Source organism: Herbivorax alkaliphila (assembly GCF_030848475.1).
Taxonomy (GTDB): Bacteria; Bacillota; Clostridia; order Acetivibrionales; family Acetivibrionaceae; genus Herbivorax.
Map to the genome: position 1 here is coordinate 15,806 of NZ_JAVDDS010000024.1, position 20,350 is coordinate 36,155.

21 protein-coding genes and 3 tRNA genes are annotated in these 20,350 nt (G+C 32.6%); 20 read left to right on the forward strand and 4 right to left on the reverse strand.

What is annotated here, in order from left to right; all coding sequences use genetic code 11:
* The first annotated feature begins 141 nt into the window (after positions 1 to 141).
* Complete coding sequence (murD, locus tag RBH29_RS10130; RefSeq protein ID WP_306696702.1) at positions 142 to 1,542, forward strand: UDP-N-acetylmuramoyl-L-alanine--D-glutamate ligase; 1,401 nt, start codon at positions 142 to 144, stop codon at positions 1,540 to 1,542.
* Positions 1,543 to 1,629: 87 nt separating this feature from the next.
* Here the strand turns inward: murD and RBH29_RS10135 are convergent.
* The 3 genes from RBH29_RS10135 to RBH29_RS10145 all read right to left on the reverse strand — a co-directional run bounded on the left by RBH29_RS10135 (position 1,630) and on the right by RBH29_RS10145 (position 1,893).
* Positions 1,630 to 1,714, reverse strand: a tRNA-Tyr gene (locus tag RBH29_RS10135).
* A 17-nt stretch (positions 1,715 to 1,731) separates the two neighbouring features.
* A tRNA-Phe gene (locus RBH29_RS10140) sits at positions 1,732 to 1,807 on the reverse strand.
* Positions 1,808 to 1,816: 9 nt separating this feature from the next.
* Positions 1,817 to 1,893 (reverse strand) — tRNA-Ile (locus RBH29_RS10145).
* 265 nt (positions 1,894 to 2,158) lie between these two features.
* On the opposite strand from RBH29_RS10145, the gene RBH29_RS10150 reads away from it, so the two are divergent.
* From RBH29_RS10150 to RBH29_RS10175, 6 genes are all read left to right on the forward strand, one after another.
* On the forward strand, positions 2,159 to 3,208 hold the full coding sequence (locus RBH29_RS10150; RefSeq protein ID WP_306696703.1) for a M42 family metallopeptidase: 1,050 nt from the start codon (positions 2,159 to 2,161) through the stop codon (positions 3,206 to 3,208).
* The gene (locus tag RBH29_RS10155; protein WP_306696704.1) at positions 3,199 to 4,239 is read left to right on the forward strand and encodes a M42 family metallopeptidase; all 1,041 of its coding nucleotides are present in this window, start codon (positions 3,199 to 3,201) and stop codon (positions 4,237 to 4,239) included. The genes RBH29_RS10150 and RBH29_RS10155 overlap by 10 nt, the downstream gene beginning before the upstream one ends.
* Positions 4,240 to 4,271: 32 nt before the next feature.
* Positions 4,272 to 5,261 (forward strand): M42 family metallopeptidase, encoded by a 990-nt coding sequence (locus RBH29_RS10160; RefSeq protein ID WP_306696705.1) that lies wholly within the window; start codon positions 4,272 to 4,274, stop codon positions 5,259 to 5,261.
* 21 nt (positions 5,262 to 5,282) lie between these two features.
* Positions 5,283 to 6,029: an NlpC/P60 family protein gene (locus RBH29_RS10165; protein ID WP_306696706.1), complete on the forward strand. Its 747-nt coding sequence runs from the start codon at positions 5,283 to 5,285 to the stop codon at positions 6,027 to 6,029.
* 234 nt (positions 6,030 to 6,263) lie between these two features.
* Complete coding sequence (locus tag RBH29_RS10170) at positions 6,264 to 6,716, forward strand: GtrA family protein (protein ID WP_306696707.1); 453 nt, start codon at positions 6,264 to 6,266, stop codon at positions 6,714 to 6,716.
* 59 nt (positions 6,717 to 6,775) lie between these two features.
* Positions 6,776 to 8,500, forward strand: a complete 1,725-nt coding sequence (locus RBH29_RS10175) for a glutamine--tRNA ligase/YqeY domain fusion protein (protein WP_306696708.1) — start codon at positions 6,776 to 6,778, stop codon at positions 8,498 to 8,500.
* Positions 8,501 to 8,601: 101 nt separating this feature from the next.
* On the opposite strand, the gene RBH29_RS10180 is transcribed toward RBH29_RS10175, so the two are convergent.
* Complete coding sequence (locus tag RBH29_RS10180) at positions 8,602 to 9,477, reverse strand: hypothetical protein (RefSeq protein WP_306696709.1); 876 nt, start codon at positions 9,475 to 9,477, stop codon at positions 8,602 to 8,604.
* Between the two features lie 333 nt (positions 9,478 to 9,810).
* Between RBH29_RS10180 and trpE the strand changes: the two genes are divergently transcribed.
* From trpE to RBH29_RS10245, 13 genes are all read left to right on the forward strand, one after another.
* The gene (gene trpE / locus RBH29_RS10185) at positions 9,811 to 11,295 is read left to right on the forward strand and encodes an anthranilate synthase component I (RefSeq protein WP_306696710.1); all 1,485 of its coding nucleotides are present in this window, start codon (positions 9,811 to 9,813) and stop codon (positions 11,293 to 11,295) included.
* Positions 11,292 to 11,873, forward strand: coding sequence for an anthranilate synthase component II (locus RBH29_RS10190; protein WP_306696711.1), 582 nt, complete (start codon positions 11,292 to 11,294; stop codon positions 11,871 to 11,873). Before trpE ends, RBH29_RS10190 begins: the two co-directional genes overlap by 4 nt.
* A 44-nt stretch (positions 11,874 to 11,917) precedes the next feature.
* Positions 11,918 to 12,934, forward strand: coding sequence for an anthranilate phosphoribosyltransferase (trpD, locus tag RBH29_RS10195; protein ID WP_306696712.1), 1,017 nt, complete (start codon positions 11,918 to 11,920; stop codon positions 12,932 to 12,934).
* Between the two features lie 25 nt (positions 12,935 to 12,959).
* Entirely contained in the window at positions 12,960 to 13,748 is a 789-nt protein-coding gene (gene trpC / locus RBH29_RS10200) for an indole-3-glycerol phosphate synthase TrpC (protein WP_306696713.1), read from the forward strand.
* Positions 13,745 to 14,374, forward strand: a complete 630-nt coding sequence (locus tag RBH29_RS10205; protein ID WP_306696714.1) for a phosphoribosylanthranilate isomerase — start codon at positions 13,745 to 13,747, stop codon at positions 14,372 to 14,374. The genes trpC and RBH29_RS10205 overlap by 4 nt, the downstream gene beginning before the upstream one ends.
* Positions 14,375 to 14,694: 320 nt before the next feature.
* Positions 14,695 to 15,276 (forward strand): flavodoxin family protein, encoded by a 582-nt coding sequence (locus tag RBH29_RS10210; RefSeq protein WP_306696715.1) that lies wholly within the window; start codon positions 14,695 to 14,697, stop codon positions 15,274 to 15,276.
* A gap of 16 nt (positions 15,277 to 15,292) precedes the next feature.
* Positions 15,293 to 16,060 (forward strand): tRNA threonylcarbamoyladenosine dehydratase, encoded by a 768-nt coding sequence (locus tag RBH29_RS10215; RefSeq protein WP_306696716.1) that lies wholly within the window; start codon positions 15,293 to 15,295, stop codon positions 16,058 to 16,060.
* 129 nt (positions 16,061 to 16,189) lie between these two features.
* Complete coding sequence (locus tag RBH29_RS10220; RefSeq protein WP_306696717.1) at positions 16,190 to 16,855, forward strand: nucleotide-binding protein; 666 nt, start codon at positions 16,190 to 16,192, stop codon at positions 16,853 to 16,855.
* 15 nt (positions 16,856 to 16,870) lie between these two features.
* The gene (locus RBH29_RS10225; RefSeq protein WP_306696718.1) at positions 16,871 to 17,584 is read left to right on the forward strand and encodes a PilZ domain-containing protein; all 714 of its coding nucleotides are present in this window, start codon (positions 16,871 to 16,873) and stop codon (positions 17,582 to 17,584) included.
* A 12-nt stretch (positions 17,585 to 17,596) separates the two neighbouring features.
* Complete coding sequence (locus tag RBH29_RS10230; RefSeq protein WP_306696719.1) at positions 17,597 to 17,800, forward strand: 4Fe-4S dicluster domain-containing protein; 204 nt, start codon at positions 17,597 to 17,599, stop codon at positions 17,798 to 17,800.
* Positions 17,801 to 17,864: 64 nt separating this feature from the next.
* Positions 17,865 to 18,920: a 3-methyl-2-oxobutanoate dehydrogenase subunit VorB gene (locus RBH29_RS10235; RefSeq protein ID WP_306696720.1), complete on the forward strand. Its 1,056-nt coding sequence runs from the start codon at positions 17,865 to 17,867 to the stop codon at positions 18,918 to 18,920.
* Positions 18,921 to 18,954: 34 nt separating this feature from the next.
* Positions 18,955 to 19,701: a thiamine pyrophosphate-dependent enzyme gene (locus tag RBH29_RS10240; protein WP_306696721.1), complete on the forward strand. Its 747-nt coding sequence runs from the start codon at positions 18,955 to 18,957 to the stop codon at positions 19,699 to 19,701.
* A gap of 3 nt (positions 19,702 to 19,704) precedes the next feature.
* A complete protein-coding gene (locus tag RBH29_RS10245) occupies positions 19,705 to 20,301 on the forward strand; it encodes a 2-oxoacid:acceptor oxidoreductase family protein (RefSeq protein WP_306696722.1) in 597 nt (198 codons plus the stop codon).
* The last annotated feature ends 49 nt before the right edge of the window (positions 20,302 to 20,350 follow it).

The window sequence follows — 20,350 nt, forward strand, 5'->3', positions numbered from 1 at the left end:
AATTTTAAGGAATAAAAAATAATAACTCTCGATTTTATAGGGAGGAAGGATAAAGGAATGAGAAGCTATTTTGGAAAACAACGTATTCAAAAATGGCAAATTATTATTTATTCTTAGATAAGAGTTTGGGAGGATGCAAGTTTGAATAATAAGTTAGATGATTTTAAGACCTACATAAAAAATAAAAAAGTTGCTGTATTGGGAATTGGAATTAGTAATATACCATTAATTAAATATTTGCACAGTTTAGGTGTAAATGTAACGGCGTTTGATAAGTCATGTAAAAATGATTTATGTTGTGTTTTAGATGAATTTAAGGAGTTAGACATACAATGTAGTTTAGGTGATGGATACTTAAAAAACTTAAAAGGTTTTGATATTGTTTTTAGAACTCCGGGAATGAGATATGATATCCCAGAAATTGTTTCGGCAAAAAAAGAAGGTGCAAAGGTTACATCTGAAATGGAAGTTTTTTTTGAATTGTGTCCAGCCGAAATTTTTGCTGTTACAGGTAGTGATGGTAAGACAACCACTTCTACACTAATACATAAGATGTTAAAAAAACAGGGCTATAAATCCTGGCTTGGAGGTAATATTGGAACACCTCTATTGAGCAAAATTGATAAAATAAAAGATACAGATAAAGTTGTGTTGGAGCTTAGCAGTTTTCAACTTCATACAATGAGTATGAGTCCTAAAACAGCAGTAATCACCAATCTTTCACCTAATCATCTTGACTTTCATAAATCAATGGATGAATATGTAGATGCTAAGAAAAATATTTTTAAATTTCAATCTGCTGGTGATAAGTTAATTTTAAATTTTGACAATGACATTACCAAAAAATTTAAAAGCGAAGCAAAAGGGAAAGTTGTGTATTTTAGCAGAATACAACAGTTAAGCAGTGGTGCTGGAATAAAAAATGGCAAAATTGTTTATAAAGATGAAAATAGAGAGGTAGAAGTTGTTGACACAAAGGATATTTCTATACCTGGTATGCACAATGTGGAAAACTATTTAGCAGCAATTTGTGCAGTAATAGGATATGTTGACGTAGAAACAATACAAAAAACAGCAAAGGAATTTAAAGGTGTAGAACATAGACTAGAACTTGTTGGAGAAACTGACGGTATAATGTTTTATAATGATTCTATAGCAAGTAGTCCATCAAGAACTATTGCCGGCCTTTTATCTTTTGGTCAAAAGGTTATTTTGATTTCAGGAGGGTATGACAAAAACATTCCTTATGATGCAATGGGTGAGTATATTGCCAAGAAAGTTAAATCTATGGTTTTGATTGGTCAGACATCAGATAAAATACATAAGGCCTTAGAGGGTGAAATAGAGCGTACTGGAAAGGGAAAAGATGTTTTGGTCTATAAGTGTGATTCTTTAGAAGAGGCTGTTAAAAAAGCATATGAATGTGCTCTGTGTGGAGATATAATTTTAATGTCTCCAGCTAGTGCAAGCTTTGATATGTTTAAAAACTTTGACGAGAGAGGCAAAAAGTTTAAAGATGCAGTTAAAAATATTGTGAAGTGATTTAAAGAATTTCTAAAAGTTTTTTAAAAAAGTGAAATCAGATAAAATCTGTGCAACTAAAAAAAGAGTTGGAATTCCAACTCTTTTTGGTGGAGGGAGACGGATTCGAACCATCGAAGTCGTTGACAACAGATTTACAGTCTGCTCCCTTTGGCCACTCGGGAACCCCTCCGAAAACTATTAAGTTTTTGGTGCCCAGAGGCGGAATCGAACCACCGACACGAGGATTTTCAGTCCACTGCTCTACCGACTGAGCTATCTGGGCAAAAAACAATGGTGGGCCTTCAGGGACTTGAACCCCGGACCTACCGGTTATGAGCCGGTTGCTCTAGCCAGCTGAGCTAAAAGCCCTTGTTTTTTTGCGACAATGAATAGTATAATAAAAAAAGGCTTCTAAGTCAAGAGTTTTTTTATTATTATTTTATTTAATTTTGGGATTTATAAAAACTCTAGTTTTTGTAAATCCTATACTGAGAATATGCAGTGTGGTTTCTTTCTGCTTTAGGTAGGAGGATTAGACTGAAAAACAGCCGTCGAAGAAAACTATAGGGTTTTTAGAAAACAAGAAAATTTAGAGTATAGGGATTTCTAATAATAATGAGGGAGAGGTGGATAAATGGATTATACAAGCGTTTTAAAAGATATAAGTACATATCCAGGTATTTCAGGAAGGGAAGAAAAACTTTCAAAGTATATTAAAAATATGTTCGATAAATACTGTGATGAAACCACAATAGATAGTTTTTACAATGTTGTTGGGGTGAAAAAGGGTTTTTCTAAAAGTGATAAAAAAATTATGGTTACAGCTCATTTAGATGAAATAGGCCTTTTGGTAACTGGTATTGAAAAAAAGGGATTTTTAAGATTTTCAAATATAGGAGGTATTGATTCAAAGATACTTTTAGCTCAAGAAGTTATAGTACATGGGAAAAAAGATGTTCTTGGTGTTATTGGAGCTAAGCCTCCTCATTTGTTAAAAACTGAAGATACTAAAAAAGCAGTCAAGATGCAGGATCTTTCAATTGATACCGGGCTTTCAGAAGATGAAGTTAGAGAAAATGTATCAATTGGAGATGTTATAACATTTAAGGCAAAGCCTTTTACATTAAAAAATAGTAGAATTAGTTCTAAATCTCTTGACAATCGTGCAGGTGTTACAGCTTTAATTGATATTATGGAAAACCTTGAAAAAATTCACCATGAATATGATGTATATTTTGTTGCAACATCTCAAGAAGAAGTGGGACTTAGAGGTGCTGTTATTGCTGCATATAACATAACTCCTGATGTTGCAGTTGTTATTGATGCATGTCATGGAGACATTCCAGATGTGCCAAAAGATTCAGTTTTTAAGCTGGGGAAAGGGCCTTCTATTGCTGTAGGACCTAATCTTCATGTTGATCTTACAAAAAAGATAATTGACATTGCAAAAGAAGAAAACATTCCCTATCAGATTGAACCTTCGCCTGGAAATACAGGTACTGAAGCTTGGGCTATACAAGTTTCTAGAACAGGAATACCAACTGTACTGGTATCCATTCCGTTAAAATACATGCACACAACGGTAGAAACTCTACATGTAGATGATGTTAAGTATTCAGGAAGGTTAATTTCAAGATTTATTTCATCCATTGACAGTAAGACAGGGGGGATATTATGTTTTTAAAAGAATTGACAGAGTTAAATGGAGTATCTGGCAATGAAGAAGATGTAAGAGAATTTATTAAAAAAGAGGCAAAGAAGTATTCAGATGAGATAAATGTGGATTCTATGGGTAACTTGATTTGCTTAAAAAAAGGCAGAAATTCTAAATATAAAGTTATGATTTCTGCGCATATGGATGAAGTTGGATTTATGGTAACGGGATATGGAGAGGCTGGAGTTCTTAAGTTTGCCACTGTGGGTGGTATTGATAATAGAATACTTTTAGGAAAAAGGCTGACTGTAGGGAATAAAAAGCTACAGGGAGTAATTGGCGGAAAACCCATTCATCTTCAAAATGCAGGTGAAAGGCAGAGCAATGTCAACATAAAAAAGATGTATATAGATATTGGTGCAAACAGCAAAGAAGAGGCTGAAAAATTGGTTTCAGTTGGAGAGTATGCTGCATTTTATAGCAGTTATTCAACTTTAGGTAAAAATGCTATTAAAGCAAAAGCGTTAGATGATAGAGCTGGATGTGCTATTTTGCTTGATATATTAAAGGATGAACAATATGATTTTGACTTGTATGCTTGTTTTACAGTTCAAGAAGAAGTTGGACTTAGAGGAGCACAGGTAACTTCTTATGGCATATACCCAGATGTTGCTTTAGTTGTGGAGGCAACTACTTGTTCAGATGTTTTAGATGTTGAAGAACATGAGTACTCAACTATACTAGGTGAAGGTGCAGCTCTTACAATTATGGACAGAGGTGCATATTCCAACAAAAAATTAGTTGAGTTTTTATATACTAATGGGAAAAAAAATAGTATTTCAGTACAATATAAAACCACTACTTCAGGGGGAAATGATGCAGGAAAGATACAGACAGCTAGAGGAGGAGTAATTGTTGCTTCAATTTCTGTGCCTTGCAGATATATACATTCCCCAGTCTCTTTAATGAGTAAAAATGATTTTGATAGTTGTTCTAAATTAGTAAAAATTGCTTTAGGTGAATTTAATAAAAATCCAAAACTTATTGATGGATTAAAATAGTTTTATATAATAATATAAATGGAGGAAGAAATATGTTTGACTTGTTAAAAAAAATGACACAAATAACAGGAGTATCTGGAAATGAAGAAGAAATAAGAGATGTTATAACAGAAGAAATTAAAGATAAGGTAGATGATATAAGGGTTGATACTTTAGGTAATCTTATAGCAGTGAAAAAGGGAACAGGAAAAAAAATTATGGTGGCAGCACATATGGACGAAATTGGTGTTATGGCAACCTTTATAGATGACGATGGATTTATAAGATTTTCTAATATAGGAGGTGTGTCTAAATATAACGCTATAGGTCAAAAGGTAAGGTTTAATAATGGCACAATTGGTGCTGTTCACTATGAACAGAAACTTGAAGATATTAAAAATTTAAATCTTTCAAAAATGTATATTGATATAGGAGCAAGCAGTAAAGAAGAAGCATTAAAAAGTGTCAGTATAGGTGATGTGGCATGTTTTGCTGGTGATGCAAAAAATCAGGGCGATACGATTATTTCAAAAGCCTTAGATGACAGAAGTGGGTGTGCAGTGCTTATAAAAGCCATAGAGGATATGAAAAAGACTGAAAATGAGATATATTATGTATTTACAGTACAGGAGGAATTAGGACTTAGAGGAGCCAAAACAGCTGCTTATCAGATAAAGCCAGATTTAGCTATTGCTGTTGACGTTACTTTAACTGGAGATACTCCAAATGCACGTCCTATGGAAGTGAAATTAGGCAAAGGGCCGGCTATAAAGATAAAGGACAGATCAATAATTTGTCATCCTAAAGTGCGAAAACTTTTAGAACAATCAGCAAAAAGAATAAATATACCTTATCAATTTGAGATACTTGAGTCAGGGGGGAATGATTCAGGGGCAATTCATATATCAGCAGGAGGAGTTCCATCAGGTGCTATTTCAATTCCCTGCAGGTATGTACATAGTCCTGTTGAAATGGCAAGTTTGACGGATATTGAAAATGCAGCTAAACTGTTAGTAGAGAGTTTGTGCCATGTAAAAAAATAGTTTGGGAAAGGAAAGGTGATTATGCTCGCTTTTGAAAAGGGGAAATTACAGAAAGTTAAAGTTTTTGTTGCAGCATTTATGATTTTAGCTTTAATTGCGTTGCTTATTGGCTTAATTATGTATCCTATAAACAGAACAATTGTAAATATTATAATTTTAGCAGATTTAATTGCTATTTTGGTATTGTGTACAGTTGTTTTTTGGCAATTTAAAGTTTATAAAGGATTTCTTATATTTTTAGCATTAGCTACAGTGTTCATGCTTTTTTTTGATGGCAAAAGTGTAGAAAGAGATATTGTGCGAAATGAGTATGTAGAAGCTTTAAAAAGATATGAAGGAACAGAATATTTATGGGGTGGAGAGAGTATTAGAGGAATAGACTGTTCTGGTTTGGTTAGAAGAGGATTAATTGATGCATATGTAAAATTAGGTGCTAAAAATTTTAGTCCTCAATATATAAGAAAAGCTGTTTATCTGTGGGTCAATGACTTTTCAACTAGAGTAATGGAAGATGGTTACGAAGATCTTTTTGTTTCAATTATTTCTGTTGAAGGTTTAAATCAATTTGATCACAGTATGATTAGAGAAGGTGATATAATGGTAACAGAAAACGGCTTACATACAATGGCATATATAGGAAATGACAAGTGGATACAGGCAGATCCTATGCATGAGAAAGTTATAATTGAGAAAGCTCCAAGTGATAGCAATAACTGGTACGAAGAACCTGCAATTATTTTAAGCTGGAGTAACTTAGCAATGCCTTAGAAATAACTTGCATTCTCGAGAACAAAATTCTGAAGGTTCAACAGATTTTGGGCGAAGAGAATCAAATATTATTTCTTAGCCATTGCAAGCAATGCCTTAGAAATAACTTGCATTCTCGAGGACAAAATTCTGAAGGTTCAACAGATTTTGTTATGTTAATAAAGTTATTTGATTATAGTTAAATTTTAAGATATAATTTTAGTGTTTTTATTATTATTATGAAGAAGGTTATTTATGAAAGAGGTTAAAGTTTCCAGCTTGGGCAAGGTTAAAAAATTGATAACTAATTTGCTAAATATGCAATTAATAAAATTTGGTTTAGTTGGTGTCAGCAATACTTTTGTGGATGTAGCAGTTTTTTGGATTAGCATAAATATACTGTCTATAAACTACATGATAGCTCAAGTGGCAGGATATGCATGTGGTATTGCAAATAGTTTTATGTTAAACAGAATTTGGACATTTAGGGGAGCAAAAACTAATACAAAAAGTCAACTAATAAAGTTTGTAACAATCAACTTGATTTCTCTATCTACAACATTGATAGCACTGAGAATATTGGTAGACTACTTTGAAATTTATGAAATGATAGCAAAACTTTTTGTTATAGTTATATCTCAGACTGTAAATTTTTTAGGATATAAATTGTGGGTGTTTAAGGGGAAAAAAATTGATGAAGCATATTAAAAATTGTTTATAATAAATGATATAGTTTATAATTTTTTATGGGAGGAGAATATAAAAAAATGAGTATAAAAGATGAAGAAAAAAACAGACTAAATGCTTCTGATGAAGAAGAAAAATTTTCTAACTTTATTCAGGATATTATTGATAAAGATAATGAAGAAAACAAGTTTGGCAAGAGGGTACATACAAGATTTCCACCTGAGCCAAATGGATATCTTCACATTGGACATGCCAAGTCAATTTGTCTAAATCATGGAATGGCTGTAAAGAATAATGGTAAGTTTAATTTAAGGTTTGATGATACTAATCCAAGTAAAGAAGAAGATGAATACGTAGAATCCATTATTAGAGATGTAAAATGGCTTGGAGCTGATTGGGAAGACAGACTGTACTATGCATCAGATTATTTTGATATGCTTTATGAATGTGCTGTAAAATTAATAAAAATGGGCAAGGCATATGTATGTGATTTAAATGCTGATGAAATAAGAGAGTATAGGGGAACATTAACTGAACCAGGAAAAAACAGTCCTTATAGAGAGCGTTCAATTGATGAAAATCTTGAATTATTTTTGAAAATGAAAAATGGCGAATTTAAAGATGGGTCTAAGGTTTTAAGAGCTAAAATTGATATGGCATCTCCAAACCTTAATATGAGAGATCCTGTTATTTACAGAATAATGAGGGCAAATCATCATAGAACAGGGGAAAAGTGGTGTGTATATCCAATGTATGATTTTGCACATCCTCTTTCTGATTCTCATGAAGGTATTACACACTCTATCTGTACACTTGAATTTGAGGATCATAGACCTTTATATAATTGGCTTATAGAAAAGTTGGATATGGAGTGCAAGACAAGGCAGATTGAGTTTGCAAGACTTAATATAAGTCATACTGTATTAAGTAAGAGAAAGCTTTTAAAGCTTGTAGAAGAAGGGCATGTAGATGGGTGGGGTGACCCTAGAATGCCTACAATATCAGCTCTTAGAAGAAGAGGATATACTCCTGCTTCAATAAGAGATTTTTGTTCTAGAATTGGCGTTGCCAAAAGCCACAGCATGGTTGAAATAGCACTTCTAGAACATTGTATAAGAGAAGAATTGAATATGAAAGCAAAAAGAGTTATGGGAATATTAGACCCACTTAAAGTAGTTATAGATAATTATCCTGAAGATATGGTTGAGGAGTTTGAAGTTACAAACAATCCAAAGGATCCTGATTCGGGAAAAAGAAAGGTGCCTTTTTCAAAAGTTATATATATAGAGAGGGATGATTTTCGTGAAGATCCTCCAAAGAAGTACTTTAGGCTAACTCCTGAAAGGGAAGTAAGACTTATAGGAGCATATTTTGTAAAGTGTTCTGACATAGTAAAAGATGAAAATACAGGAGAAGTGATAGAAGTTCACTGTACTTACGATCCAGAATCAAGAGGTGGAAATTCACCTGATGGCCGAAAGGTAAAGGGAACAATACACTGGGTATCTAAAAAACATGCAGTGGATGCTAAAGTACGTTTGTATGAACAATTATTTAATGTTGAAGAGCCTGGTTCTGATGAAGATGTTGATTTTATTGATGAAATTAATCCGGATTCAGTTAAAGTTTTAGATTCCTGTAAGCTTGAGCCTGGACTTAAATATGCAAAACCGGGAGATATGTTTCAATTTATGAGGCTGGGATATTTCTGTGTTGACAGCGTTGAGTCAAATGAAGATGCCTTGGTATTTAACAGAACGGTATCATTAAAAGATACATGGGCTAAAATTGCCAAGAAAAAGTAAATTTAATAAAAAAAGGGGTTGCTGCACAAGCATTAAATAAATGGCTGTGCAACAGCCCCTTTTTTATCTTTATAAAACTCAATAATTAAGCTACATACTTTTTAATATGTAAAGAATTCATATTTTCTTGTCCATTTTTGGGTCTTGCCAGGTTTTATATTTACATCTATAAAGACTTCAGGGCTTATTACATGAGTATTTCCCCAAAGGGCTACAGATTTAACTGGGAAATTGCTATGTTCTCTGACACCTGTTTTTAACGGCTCAAAAACCAATTCCCAGTAGTGATTATCAACAGCATTAAAGCCTTCAATGTTACAGTGGAAATCTTTTTTTGGATTTTTATTTAGTGATATTTTATTTTCATTAAAGGTTAATACTTCAGGTACTTCTTTTATATTTATATCATACGGAAAATTTAGCATGTATCCAGAACCGACAGGGTTTTTGTTAATTGATATAAAATTATGGCAGTACTCTTCTGTTATAATTTCCTTGCTACCAGTGTTTTCAAGCAGGTAATCAATTACAAGAAAATTGTCTTTTATAGATATTTTCTTTGTCATCTTCACAGCATATCCATTGCATTCTGATGGTTCTGTTATAAAAGTTATGCTGTCTGATTTTTTTGAAATTATAAAATTAAAAGGAGACACTTCATATTTATCAAAGAAAAAATAGTCAGATTCATCAGATCTTGTCAAAAGCCCGATTCCAAGTTTGGGAAACTTTTCTTTAGGTTTGGCAGAAGTATATCCTAAAGGAGTATGAATTCCAAATTCATTACAGAGTCCAATGCCACCTGAACCCTTGCCAGAAACTAGTGATTCTTTGGTACAAAAAGAGTATTTGTCATCAAGTAAAATTTCTGTAATAAAGCCTGTCCAGTCAAAACGAGAACCTTTATAGTTATTTCCAGGATAGTCTATTTCAACTTTTAATCTTTCATTATTTAATATAATTTTTGATTTGCTCATTATAAATCCCCCTAAATTAATCATGGTTTTTATTTTACCATAATATTTTGTTATAGCAAATCTTTAAATTTTTTCTAAATAGCACTTGTGTTATATAATAATAATATGTACAATATAAATATGCATATATTTATTTGACATATTATATTTGTCAAAGGATAGTATGTATAGATGAGAAGAGTTTTTAGAAGAGAAAAGAATGAGAAAAAAAGAGATGAGAAGAGATGAGATGAGGCAATTTAATTTTAGATTTGTCGCGATACTAGATGTTTTTATGGGTTCTAATATTTTAAACCAATCTCATGTCTTCCTTATGAAAAGGAGGCGTTTTTTATGTTTTGTCCAAGTATTGATTCTGCCAGAGAATTGGCAAAAAAATACAACATCATTCCAGTTTCCATGGAAGTTTATGCTGATATGGAAACACCAATAAGTCTTTTTAAAAGATTTGAAGACAGCGATTACTGTTTTTTGCTAGAAAGTGTTGAGGGAGGCGAAAAATGGGCTCGCTATTCTATTATCGGAAAAAATCCTTTTTTAAAAGTTAAAAGTTTTAAAGATAAAACCATTATTGAAGACAAAAGTGGTATGGTAAAGGAAGAGGAAGGTAATCCTGTTGAAATTATAAGAAAACTTATGAGCAAATATAAGGGGGCTACTATTCCTAATTTTCCAAGGTTTAATGGAGGAGCAGTAGGTTTTTTTGGGTATGATCTTATAAGGTATTATGAAAATCTTAAAGATGTGCCAGAGGATGATTTAGAGCTTCCTGAAAGTCATTTTATGTTTACAGATGAAGTTTTAGTTTTTGATCATCTAAAGCAAAAAATTCATATAATTGTAAATTTACACGTTGGAGGAAATATAGACAGAGATTATAACAGTGTTGTAGATAGAATAAAGAGTATTTATAGAGAAATTCTAGATACAAGATGGAAAGTAGTTGACAATTTTACTCCGGATTTTGAAAAAAAGGTGGAAAATTTTAAATACACAAGCAACATATCAAAAGAGCTGTACTGTGAAAATGTACTAAAAGCAAAAGAGTATATCCGTAATGGAGATATTTTTCAAGTAGTTCTTTCACAAAGGCTATGTGTAGAGACAGAACAGGATCCTTTTAATGTATATAGGGTTCTTAGGATTATAAATCCTTCACCGTATATGTATTATCTTAAATTTGACGATTACAGAATAGTAGGATCTTCTCCTGAAATGCTTGCAAGAGTGGAAGATGGAACTGTTGAAACCTGTCCTATTGCAGGAACGAGAAAAAGAGGAGAGACAAAAGAGCAAGACGAAAAACTTGAAAAGGATCTTTTATCAGACCAAAAAGAATTATCCGAACATACTATGTTAGTTGATTTAGGAAGAAATGATATTGGGAGAGTCTCAAAATATGGTACAGTTAATGTAAATAACTTAATGCATATAGAGAGATATTCTCATGTGATGCATATAGTTACTAATGTTTCAGGAGAGCTTAGAGAAGATAAGACTCCATTTGATGCAATGATGTCTATTTTGCCGGCAGGAACACTATCAGGAGCTCCAAAAGTCAGAGCTATGGAAATTATAGATGAGCTTGAAACTGTGAAAAGAGGGCCATATGGAGGTGCTATAGGCTATCTTAGCTTTAATGGAAACTTAGACAGTTGTATAACAATTAGAACTTTGATATTCAAAGATAAAAAGGCATATGTTCAGGCAGGAGCTGGCATAGTTGCAGATTCAGTTCCAGAAAAAGAATATGAAGAGTGCATAAACAAGGCAAGTGCTCTTTTAAAGGCTTTAGAGGAAGTTGGTGAAATAAGGTGAAAAATAACATATTAATAATAGATAATTATGATTCTTTTACGTATAACCTTTATCAATATATAGGCGAAATTTCTCCTCATATAGAGGTATATAGAAATGATAAAATAACTGTTGAAGAGATAAGAAAAAAGAATCCTACACATATAATAATTTCTCCTGGGCCTGGATTTCCAAAAGATGCAGGAATATCTATAGAATTGGTAAAAGAACTGGGAGAACACATTCCTATGATGGGAGTTTGTTTAGGGCATCAAGCTATTGCTGAAGCCTTTGGGGGAAAGGTTGTTCATGCAAAAGAATTGATGCATGGAAAAGCTTCAGAGATAGAGATAATAAAAGAGTGTAGTATTTTCAAATCACTTCCGTCAAAACTGAAGGTTGGAAGGTATCATTCTTTAACGGTAGAGAAGGATACAATACCTGATAGTTTAAAGGTAACTGCAAGGACAGAAGATGGAGAAGTGATGGGACTTAAGCATGAAAGTTATCCAGTTTTTGGGATACAGTTTCATCCAGAATCTATTTTAACCCCTTATGGAAGGGCAATACTAAAAAATTTTTTGAAGCATAGAGTTTAAGCCGAAGATTAATTGAGATGAGTGGAGTGGAGAGGAGAGTCATTATGTTAAAAGAGTCTATATTAAAACTGGTTGAGGGTAGAGATTTAAAAGAACAAGAAGTTGTAAGCTCCTTAAATTGTATTATGAGTGGAAATGCAACTCAAGCACAAATAGGAAGCTTTATTACAGCTCTTAGAATCAAAGGTGAGACAATAGAAGAGGTTACCGGGTGTGCAAAGGTTATGCGTGAAAAGTCTGACAGAATAAACCCACAGGTTGAATACTATATTGATACTTGTGGGACAGGTGGAGATGGAACAAACACCTTTAATATATCAACAGCAACGGCTTTTGTAGCAGCTGCAGGAGGAGTTACTGTTGCCAAGCATGGTAATAGATCTGTATCTAGCAGAAGTGGTAGTGCTGACGTCTTAGAAATGTTAGGTATCAATATAGATATTTCACCAGAAAAATCAAAAGAATGTATTGAAAAGGTTGGGATAGGATTTATGTTTGCCCCACATTTTCATAAATCTATGAAGCATGCTGCAGGGCCTAGAAAAGAACTGGGGATAAGAACTATATTCAACATATTAGGGCCTTTGACAAACCCTGCTAATGCAAAGGGGCAGGTACTGGGGGTTTTTGATGAAAGACTTACAGAGCCAATTGCAAATGTTTTGTTAAATCTTAATGTACAAAGAGCAATGGTTATTCATGGATTAGATGGTATGGATGAAATAACTACAACTGATAAGACTAAAGTGTCAGAAGTCAGAGATGGCAAGGTTATAAATTATAATATTGACCCAGAGGAGTATGGTTTTAAACTAGCAAAGAAAGAAGAGTTACTAGGTGGAGATGCAAAGGAAAATGCAGATATTATTTTATCTATTTTTAAAGGAGAAAAAGGCAAAAAAAGAGATATTGTAGTATTAAATTCTGCAGCAGCCCTGTATGTAGGAAAAGTAGCAAAAAGTATTGAAGAGGGAATTGAATTAGCAGCTAAAATAATTGATTCTAACAAGGCGATGAAAAAATTAAACGAACTAAAAGAATGTACAAATTCATTTAAATAATAAAGTGTGAAGTGAGGAGGAAAATATGATATTAGATAAAATTGTTGATAAAAAAAAGAAACAGTTAAAAGAGGATATGAGTAAAATTTCCATAGAGGGTTTTAAACAAAAGGTTTTAAGACCTGGTATGCACAAGACAATTGATTTTTACAGTGCATTAAAAAAAGACAATCAAATATCTATAATAGCTGAGGTGAAAAAAGCGTCTCCTTCAAAAGGAGTTATAAAAGAAGATTTTAATGCTTTAGATATTGCTAAGGAGTATGGTGAAGCAAATGTACAGGCGATATCTGTTCTTACAGAAAAAAACTTTTTCTTAGGAGATGATGATTACCTTGTAAAGATAAGACAGTCTATGGCGTTACCTGTTTTGAGAAAAGACTTTATAATAGATTTATGGCAAATTTATCAATCAAGGTGCTTAGGTGCTGATGCTATACTTTTAATTGTATCTCTACTAAGTGATGAACAGCTAAGGAAATTTCAGATTGTAGCAGAAATACTTAATATGCAGTGCCTAGTTGAGGTGCATGATAGAGAAGAGGTTGAAAGGGCTTTAGAGTCAGGTGCAAAAATTATTGGTATAAATAATAGAGATTTAAAAACTTTTGAAGTTAATTTAAAGACGACAGAAAAATTAATGAATTATATACCTCATGATAGAGCAGTAGTAAGTGAAAGCGGTATAAAAACACTAGAAGACATGAAATATTTAAAGGACTTAGGGGTTAATGCGGTTTTAATTGGTGAAACGCTTATGAGAGCATCTTCTATAAATGAAAAAATTAAAGAACTAAGAGCGGTGAATTTATGACAAAAGTAAAAATATGTGGATTGAGAAGAGAAGAAGATGTAGAATATGTAAATAGATATCTACCTGAATATATTGGATTTATTTTTGCAAAAAGCAGGCGTAGGATTTCAATTGAATTTGCAGGTAAACTAAAAAAATCACTTTTGCCTGATATTAAGACGGTTGGTGTTTTCGTAAATGAAGATTTGCTGAAGGTTTCAGAGACAGCATATGATTTAGAGCTTGACTGTATACAGCTTCATGGAGATGAAACCTATGAGTATGTAGAGAATTTAAAGAAAAAATTAAAAGAAAAAAAAGAAATTGAAGTATGGAAAGCTATAAGGGTAAAGGATGGAGATTCTATTAAAAAAATGTCCTGCTATAATGTAGATGCTTTTGTTCTTGATGCTTATATTGAAGGTATTTATGGGGGAGTTGGCAAAACTTTTGATTGGGAGATAGCAAAACAGGCAAAAAAAATCGGAAAAATTATTCTGGCAGGAGGGTTGAATACAGGAAATATTTCCGAAGCAATAAAAGAGGTAAAACCTTTTGCAGTGGATGTAAGCAGTGGCGTTGAAACAAATAAGTACAAGGATGAGAAAAAGATAAAAGATTTTATAGAAAGTGTAAAAAAAGATTAGTGAGTGAATAAAGTGATTTATTATAAAAGTTCGGAGGCTAAAAAGCTTTCGAACTTTTATAATGAGTCTATTTAGTGAATGTACGGAAAATATATGGATACTTTTATAATCTTTATAGTTGAAGTATTTAGTCAAAACATATAAAATGAAAAGAGGTTATATGATATATGTTTTATAAATAGTATTACAGTAAAGACTTATTATTAAAAAGTAAGTTTATTAAGGGTGAATGTCATTTATTAAATACACCCGTTTATTAAAGCTGTGTTTGCAGCTTTTATTTCAATATGATAATATATTAGAAAATAGGAGTGATTAAATTGTTGATTGTAGGTTTAAATGGAAGTCCAAACAAAAGTGGAAATACTAAAGTTTTAATTAATGCTGTACTTGACAAGGTAAAAGAATTAGGTGCAGAGACAGTTGTGTATGATGTACAGGAATTATTAAACAGTGCAAAACACAATTTTTGCGTTGCCTGCAGTTCACCATGTTCAGGTATATGTTATAAGGATTCAAAGCTTGAAGAGGCTTTTGAAGTACTGAAAAAAGCTGATGGTGTAATATTTGGAAGTCCATCTTATTTTGGTACTGTTAGTGGACAACTAAAATCATTTTTTGATAAGACAAGAAAGTTAAGGTCAGAAAAAGCTCTTTATAATACAGTTGGTGCAGGAGTTACAGTTGGTGCTTCTAAGTACGGAGGTCAGGAGACAACAATAAAAGCACTTCACGATATGATGATTGTTCAGGGAATGATGATTGTTGGAGATGGATATGTAGAAGATGATTGCGGACATCATGGTGTATGTGCTCATAAACCAGCAGATAAAGATGATTTTGCAATAAAAAGAGCAGATATATTGGCAAAAAGAATGTTTGAAGTTTGTAAAAAAGGATAATAATTAAGGTGTATTTATGCTTCATGAGTTTTCGAGGACGGAATTGTTAATTGGTGAAAAGTCACTTAAAAAACTATACAATTGTAAAGTTGCAGTTTTTGGAATAGGTGGGGTAGGCACTTTTGCAGTGGAGGCATTAGTAAGATCAGGTGTTGGGAAGCTTGTTCTTATAGATGATGATTGTGTTTGTCTTACCAATATAAATAGGCAGATTCATGCTACTAAAAAAAGCATTGGGAAACCTAAGGTTGAAGTTATGAAAGACAGGATACTTGAGATAAATCCTAGAGCAGAAGTGACTGTTTATCAGAAATTTTATTTACCTGAAACTGCAAATAGCCTCATACATAGTGATTATGACTATATTATAGATGCAATAGATACAGTTACAGGGAAAATTGATCTTGTTGTTAATGCAAAAAAGATGAATATACCTGTAATATCAAGTATGGGCGCTGGTAACAAGCTGGATCCAACAAAGTTTGAGGTTGCAGATGTTTTTGCTACTTCTGTATGTCCTTTAGCAAAAGTAATGCGAAAAGAACTTAGAAAAAGAAATATTGCTTCATTGAAAGTGGTGTATTCAAAAGAAGAACCTATTAAGCCTGTTGAGACAAAGAGTTCAAGTTGCAATGACAGTTGCGTTTGTCCTGAAGGTACAACTAGAAAGTGTAATGTAAGAAAACAAATTCCAGGTAGTATATCCTTTGTTCCTTCTGTGGTAGGGCTTATTATAGCAGGTGAAGTAATTAAAGATTTAATTGGATATAGCGAAAATGTTTAGCTTTATCTAACTAAACATCAGGATTAAGATTATACTCTACCTAGAAATTATAAGAGTAACTCCACCTTGTAGAAGGTGGAGTCTTAAAATAAGATGTAATAATAAGAAGAATTATGGTAAGGTGTGTATATGGAGAAAAGAATAAGTATTTTTACAGGACACTTTGGAAGTGGTAAATCAGAAATTTCTATAAATTTTGCATTAAGCCTCTCAAAGTGTAAAAAGAAAGTAGCAGTTGTTGATTTTGATATAGTTAATCCATATTTTCGTGCTGTGGATGCAAAAAAGTTATTATCAGATAATAATATTAATGTAGTTTCTTCGATGTATGCAAATACAAATGTAGATGTTCCAGCTCTTTCATCGGAGATTAATTCATTATTTGTAAACAGAAGTTGCAGTGTTGTTTTTGATGTAGGAGGAGACGAATTAGGAGCTAGGGCTTTAGCAAGATATAATGAAGAATTATCAAGTGAAGGCTATGAAATGTATTTAGTTATAAATACAAAAAGGCAGATGACAGATACAAGTTCAAAAATAAGGCAAATGGCAAAGGAAATAGAAGTTGCATCTGGCTTAAAAATAACCGGATTGATAAATAATACAAATTTACTAGACAATACTACGGTTGACGATGTTATGAATGGTCATATGATAATAAAAAAAGTTTCAGAGAAGCTGAATGTTCCTATTGTGTTTGTGAGTGGTTTTTATGATTATATAAGAGGCATAGAGAGTCTTGTAGAAAGCAAAGTTTTGTTTTTGAATAAGTATATAAAGTTACCGTGGGATTAATTGGAGGATAAACTTATGCTAGATAAAGTTATATTGAGTGAGTTTCTTAATGAAGGTAATATAATAAAGACAAAACATTACAATTCTAATAACTGGGTAAGCAATTTGATATTTTCTTTTGATAGAGACAGTATAGAAATAGATATTGGGCTGGAAAAAGATTATATTGAAAACATTATTATGATAGGAGATACTATGCAATGTAAATATACTACAGATGATTTTGAATATACATTGTTAGGATGGGTAAATAAAATAAAATTAGATAATCCTCAGAGCATAACGATAAAAGTACATGATGTAGATAGATTTTCAAACAAAAGAAAAAGTTACAGATATGATGTATACCTATGTTCTGTTATAAAGAAGAAAAAGGATGATGAAAAAGGGTTATTTGGAATAGTAGTTAATGTTAGCATTGATGGTGTTGCTTTTATTGCAAAGGAATATTTAAAAGAACAAATAGATAAGAATGGTTTATTACAAGAGCAAGAGAAATACTTTTTTGAATTGTACACTACATCAAAAGACAAAATTTGTTTTGAAGGTGTTATAAAGAGGCAAAAGCCAAGTGATAAAGGCAATAAATATGGAGTTGAGATTACCCATATCGATATATCAGACAAGCGTATGTATAGCAAATTTATTGATCAGCTTGAAGAAAAAGATAAAGAGTTTTATAATAAAAAAAATAGCTTTTGGTCAAAGCACACCAAATATAATAAGTAATGGGGGGGTTAAATGGCTAAGGTTACTATTGATGAAAACAGATGTAAGGGGTGCAAGCTTTGCATTTCAGTGTGTCCTAAAAAAATTGTTGTAGTAAAAGATAAATTGAATTTAAAAGGCTTTTACCCTGTTGAAATTGAAGATATGGAAAAGTGCATTGGATGTGCTTTTTGTGCAATGATGTGTCCAGATTGTGTTATTGAAGTTGAAAAATAGACAAGAATTTATAAAACAGATTTTTAATATATGGTTTATTAGAAAAATAGAAGGAGCTATATAAATGGGTGAAAAATATTTAATGAAAGGTAATGAGGTTATTGCAGAAGCAGCTTTGAGAGCAGGATGTAGATGCTATTTTGGATATCCAATAACGCCACAGACAGAAATAGCACATTATATGGCAAAAAAAATGCCGGAAATTGGAGGTAATTTTGTTCAAGCTGAGAGTGAAGTTGCAGCTATAAACATGGTATATGGTGCTGCAGCTGCTGGAAAAAGAGTGATGACTTCATCTTCAAGTCCAGGGATAAGTTTAAAGCAAGAAGGTATATCGTATATTGCCTGTGCTGAACTCCCAGCAGTTGTTGTGAACATTGTTAGATGTGGTCCAGGACTAGGTGGAATATTGACTGGACAGTGTGACTATTTTCAAGCAGTAAAAGGTGGCGGTCATGGAGATTATAAAATGGTTGTTTTGGCACCATCAAATATTCAGGAACTATATGAACTTACAGTTGAGGCTTTTAATATTGCAGATAGGTACAGAACTATTGCAATGATAATGGGTGATGGGATATTGGGTCAAATGATGGAGACAGTCGAGTATAAAGATGTAGAAAATATTTTAAATGTAGAAAAGCCTTGGGCTACTACAGGAACAGAAATGAAAAGAGAGAAAAATACTATAACCTCTGTATATATAAACCCGGAGGTTTTAGAAAACCATAATAGAAAACTTCAATCTAAATATAAGGAAATAGAACAAAATGAGGTCAGAGTGGAAAGCTATAACTGTGAAAATGCTGATATTATTGTTGCGGCTTTTGGAACAGCAGCTAGAATAGTAAGCAATGTTGTAAAGCAGGCTGAAAAAGAGGGAATAAAAGTAGGACTAATAAGACCTATTTCTTTGTGGCCGTTTCCAAAAGATGAGTTTTTAAAATATGCACAAACGCCAAAGGCATTTTTATCTGTTGAGATGAATGCAGGTCAAATGATAGAGGATGTGAGGTTAGCGGTAGAAGGTAAAAAACCAGTGCATTTTTATGGAAGAATGGGTGGAATGATACCTAAAGAAATTGAAATTTTAAACAAGATAAAAGAGATATTAAAATAGTTTTAGGAATTTACATTGGAAGGGGAAGTGGGAAATGGCTATAGTTTTTAAAAAACCAAGTTCGTTAAGTGACACACCTATGCACTATTGTCCTGGATGTACTCATGGTATTATTCACAGGATTATAGCTCAGGTAGTAGATGAACTAGATATTGAAGGTAAAATTGTTGGAATGGCACCTGTTGGTTGTTCTTATAATAATTACGAGTACTTTAGGTGGGATACTATACAGGCTGCCCATGGCAGAGCACCTGCGGTAGCTACAGGGGTAAAGAGATCCAATCCTGATAATATAGTATTCACTTACCAAGGAGATGGTGATTTGGCAGCTATAGGCACCAGTGAAATAGTACATGCGGCTACAAGGGGAGAAAAAATAACCACAATATTTGTGAATAATGCTATATATGGAATGACGTCAGGTCAGATGGCTCCTACCACATTGATAAATCAAGTTACAGCTACTTCACCCTTTGGAAGAAAGTCAGAGACAGAAGGCTTTCCCATAAAAGTTTCTGAACTTCTTGGAACGTTAGAAGGAGCAGCTTTTATTGAAAGAACTTCTGTTAACAATATAAAAAATATTAAAAATACAAAAAAGGCTATAGAAAAGGCTTTTAGAGTTCAAATGGCAAATAAGGGTTTTTCCATGGTAGAAATTTTATCTTCCTGTCCTACAAATTGGGGAATGAGTCCTCTTAAAGCTTTAAAGTGGGTTGAAGAAAAAATGATTGAAGCGTATCCTTTGGGAAATTTCAAAGGCAAGGATATGGAGGTGTAGTAAATGCAGCATAAAGTTATCATTTCAGGTTTTGGTGGACAGGGAGTGGTTTCAGCAGGCAGAATACTTGCATATTGTGGAATGCTTGAAAATAAAAAAATTTCATTTTTACCTTCCTATGGACCTGAAATGAGAGGTGGAACGGCAAACTGTCATGTAATTGTTTCTGATGATGATATAGGATCACCAGTTTTAAACAGTGCAACATCTTTAATAGCTATGAACAGTCCCTCTTTGGATAAATTTGAAAGCATGGTTGAAGCTGGAGGAATTGTTATCGTTGATAGTTCATTAGTTGATGTTGATAAACAACCCTATCGTAAAGATATAAATGTATGTAGTATACCTGCAACAAAGACGGCCTCTGAAATGGGAAATGCTACATTTGCAAATATTATTCTTTTAGGCAAACTTATAAATGAAACTGGAATTACATTAAAGAAAAACTTTGAAAATGCTTTATATAAAACATTGCCTCAAAGAAAACATCATTTGATTCCGTTAGAAATGAAAGCTCTTAAATTTGGGATGGAATACCAAGAAATTCAAAAAAAGAATATATCATATTCTAAAACTCTACCTTCTACAATGTGGAGTTAATATTAGGGTGTATATATTAAAGGTGGAGAACAATATTCCAAAAATTAAA

Coding starts and splice junctions, on each gene's coding strand:
- RBH29_RS10170 (WP_306696707.1), top strand. CDS start 6,264: ATGAAAGAGGTTAAAGTTTCCAGCTTGGGCAAGGTTAAAAAATTGATA.
- RBH29_RS10205 (WP_306696714.1), top strand. CDS start 13,745: ATGACAAAAGTAAAAATATGTGGATTGAGAAGAGAAGAAGATGTAGAA.
- RBH29_RS10215 (WP_306696716.1), top strand. CDS start 15,293: ATGCTTCATGAGTTTTCGAGGACGGAATTGTTAATTGGTGAAAAGTCA.
- RBH29_RS10155 (WP_306696704.1), top strand. CDS start 3,199: ATGTTTTTAAAAGAATTGACAGAGTTAAATGGAGTATCTGGCAATGAA.
- trpD (WP_306696712.1), top strand. CDS start 11,918: ATGTTAAAAGAGTCTATATTAAAACTGGTTGAGGGTAGAGATTTAAAA.
- RBH29_RS10175 (WP_306696708.1), top strand. CDS start 6,776: ATGAGTATAAAAGATGAAGAAAAAAACAGACTAAATGCTTCTGATGAA.
- RBH29_RS10225 (WP_306696718.1), top strand. CDS start 16,871: ATGCTAGATAAAGTTATATTGAGTGAGTTTCTTAATGAAGGTAATATA.
- RBH29_RS10160 (WP_306696705.1), top strand. CDS start 4,272: ATGTTTGACTTGTTAAAAAAAATGACACAAATAACAGGAGTATCTGGA.
- RBH29_RS10165 (WP_306696706.1), top strand. CDS start 5,283: ATGCTCGCTTTTGAAAAGGGGAAATTACAGAAAGTTAAAGTTTTTGTT.
- RBH29_RS10235 (WP_306696720.1), top strand. CDS start 17,865: ATGGGTGAAAAATATTTAATGAAAGGTAATGAGGTTATTGCAGAAGCA.
- trpE (WP_306696710.1), top strand. CDS start 9,811: ATGTTTTGTCCAAGTATTGATTCTGCCAGAGAATTGGCAAAAAAATAC.
- RBH29_RS10240 (WP_306696721.1), top strand. CDS start 18,955: ATGGCTATAGTTTTTAAAAAACCAAGTTCGTTAAGTGACACACCTATG.
- RBH29_RS10220 (WP_306696717.1), top strand. CDS start 16,190: ATGGAGAAAAGAATAAGTATTTTTACAGGACACTTTGGAAGTGGTAAA.
- trpC (WP_306696713.1), top strand. CDS start 12,960: ATGATATTAGATAAAATTGTTGATAAAAAAAAGAAACAGTTAAAAGAG.
- RBH29_RS10230 (WP_306696719.1), top strand. CDS start 17,597: ATGGCTAAGGTTACTATTGATGAAAACAGATGTAAGGGGTGCAAGCTT.
- RBH29_RS10245 (WP_306696722.1), top strand. CDS start 19,705: ATGCAGCATAAAGTTATCATTTCAGGTTTTGGTGGACAGGGAGTGGTT.
- RBH29_RS10180 (WP_306696709.1), bottom strand. CDS start 9,477: ATGAGCAAATCAAAAATTATATTAAATAATGAAAGATTAAAAGTTGAA.
- RBH29_RS10150 (WP_306696703.1), top strand. CDS start 2,159: ATGGATTATACAAGCGTTTTAAAAGATATAAGTACATATCCAGGTATT.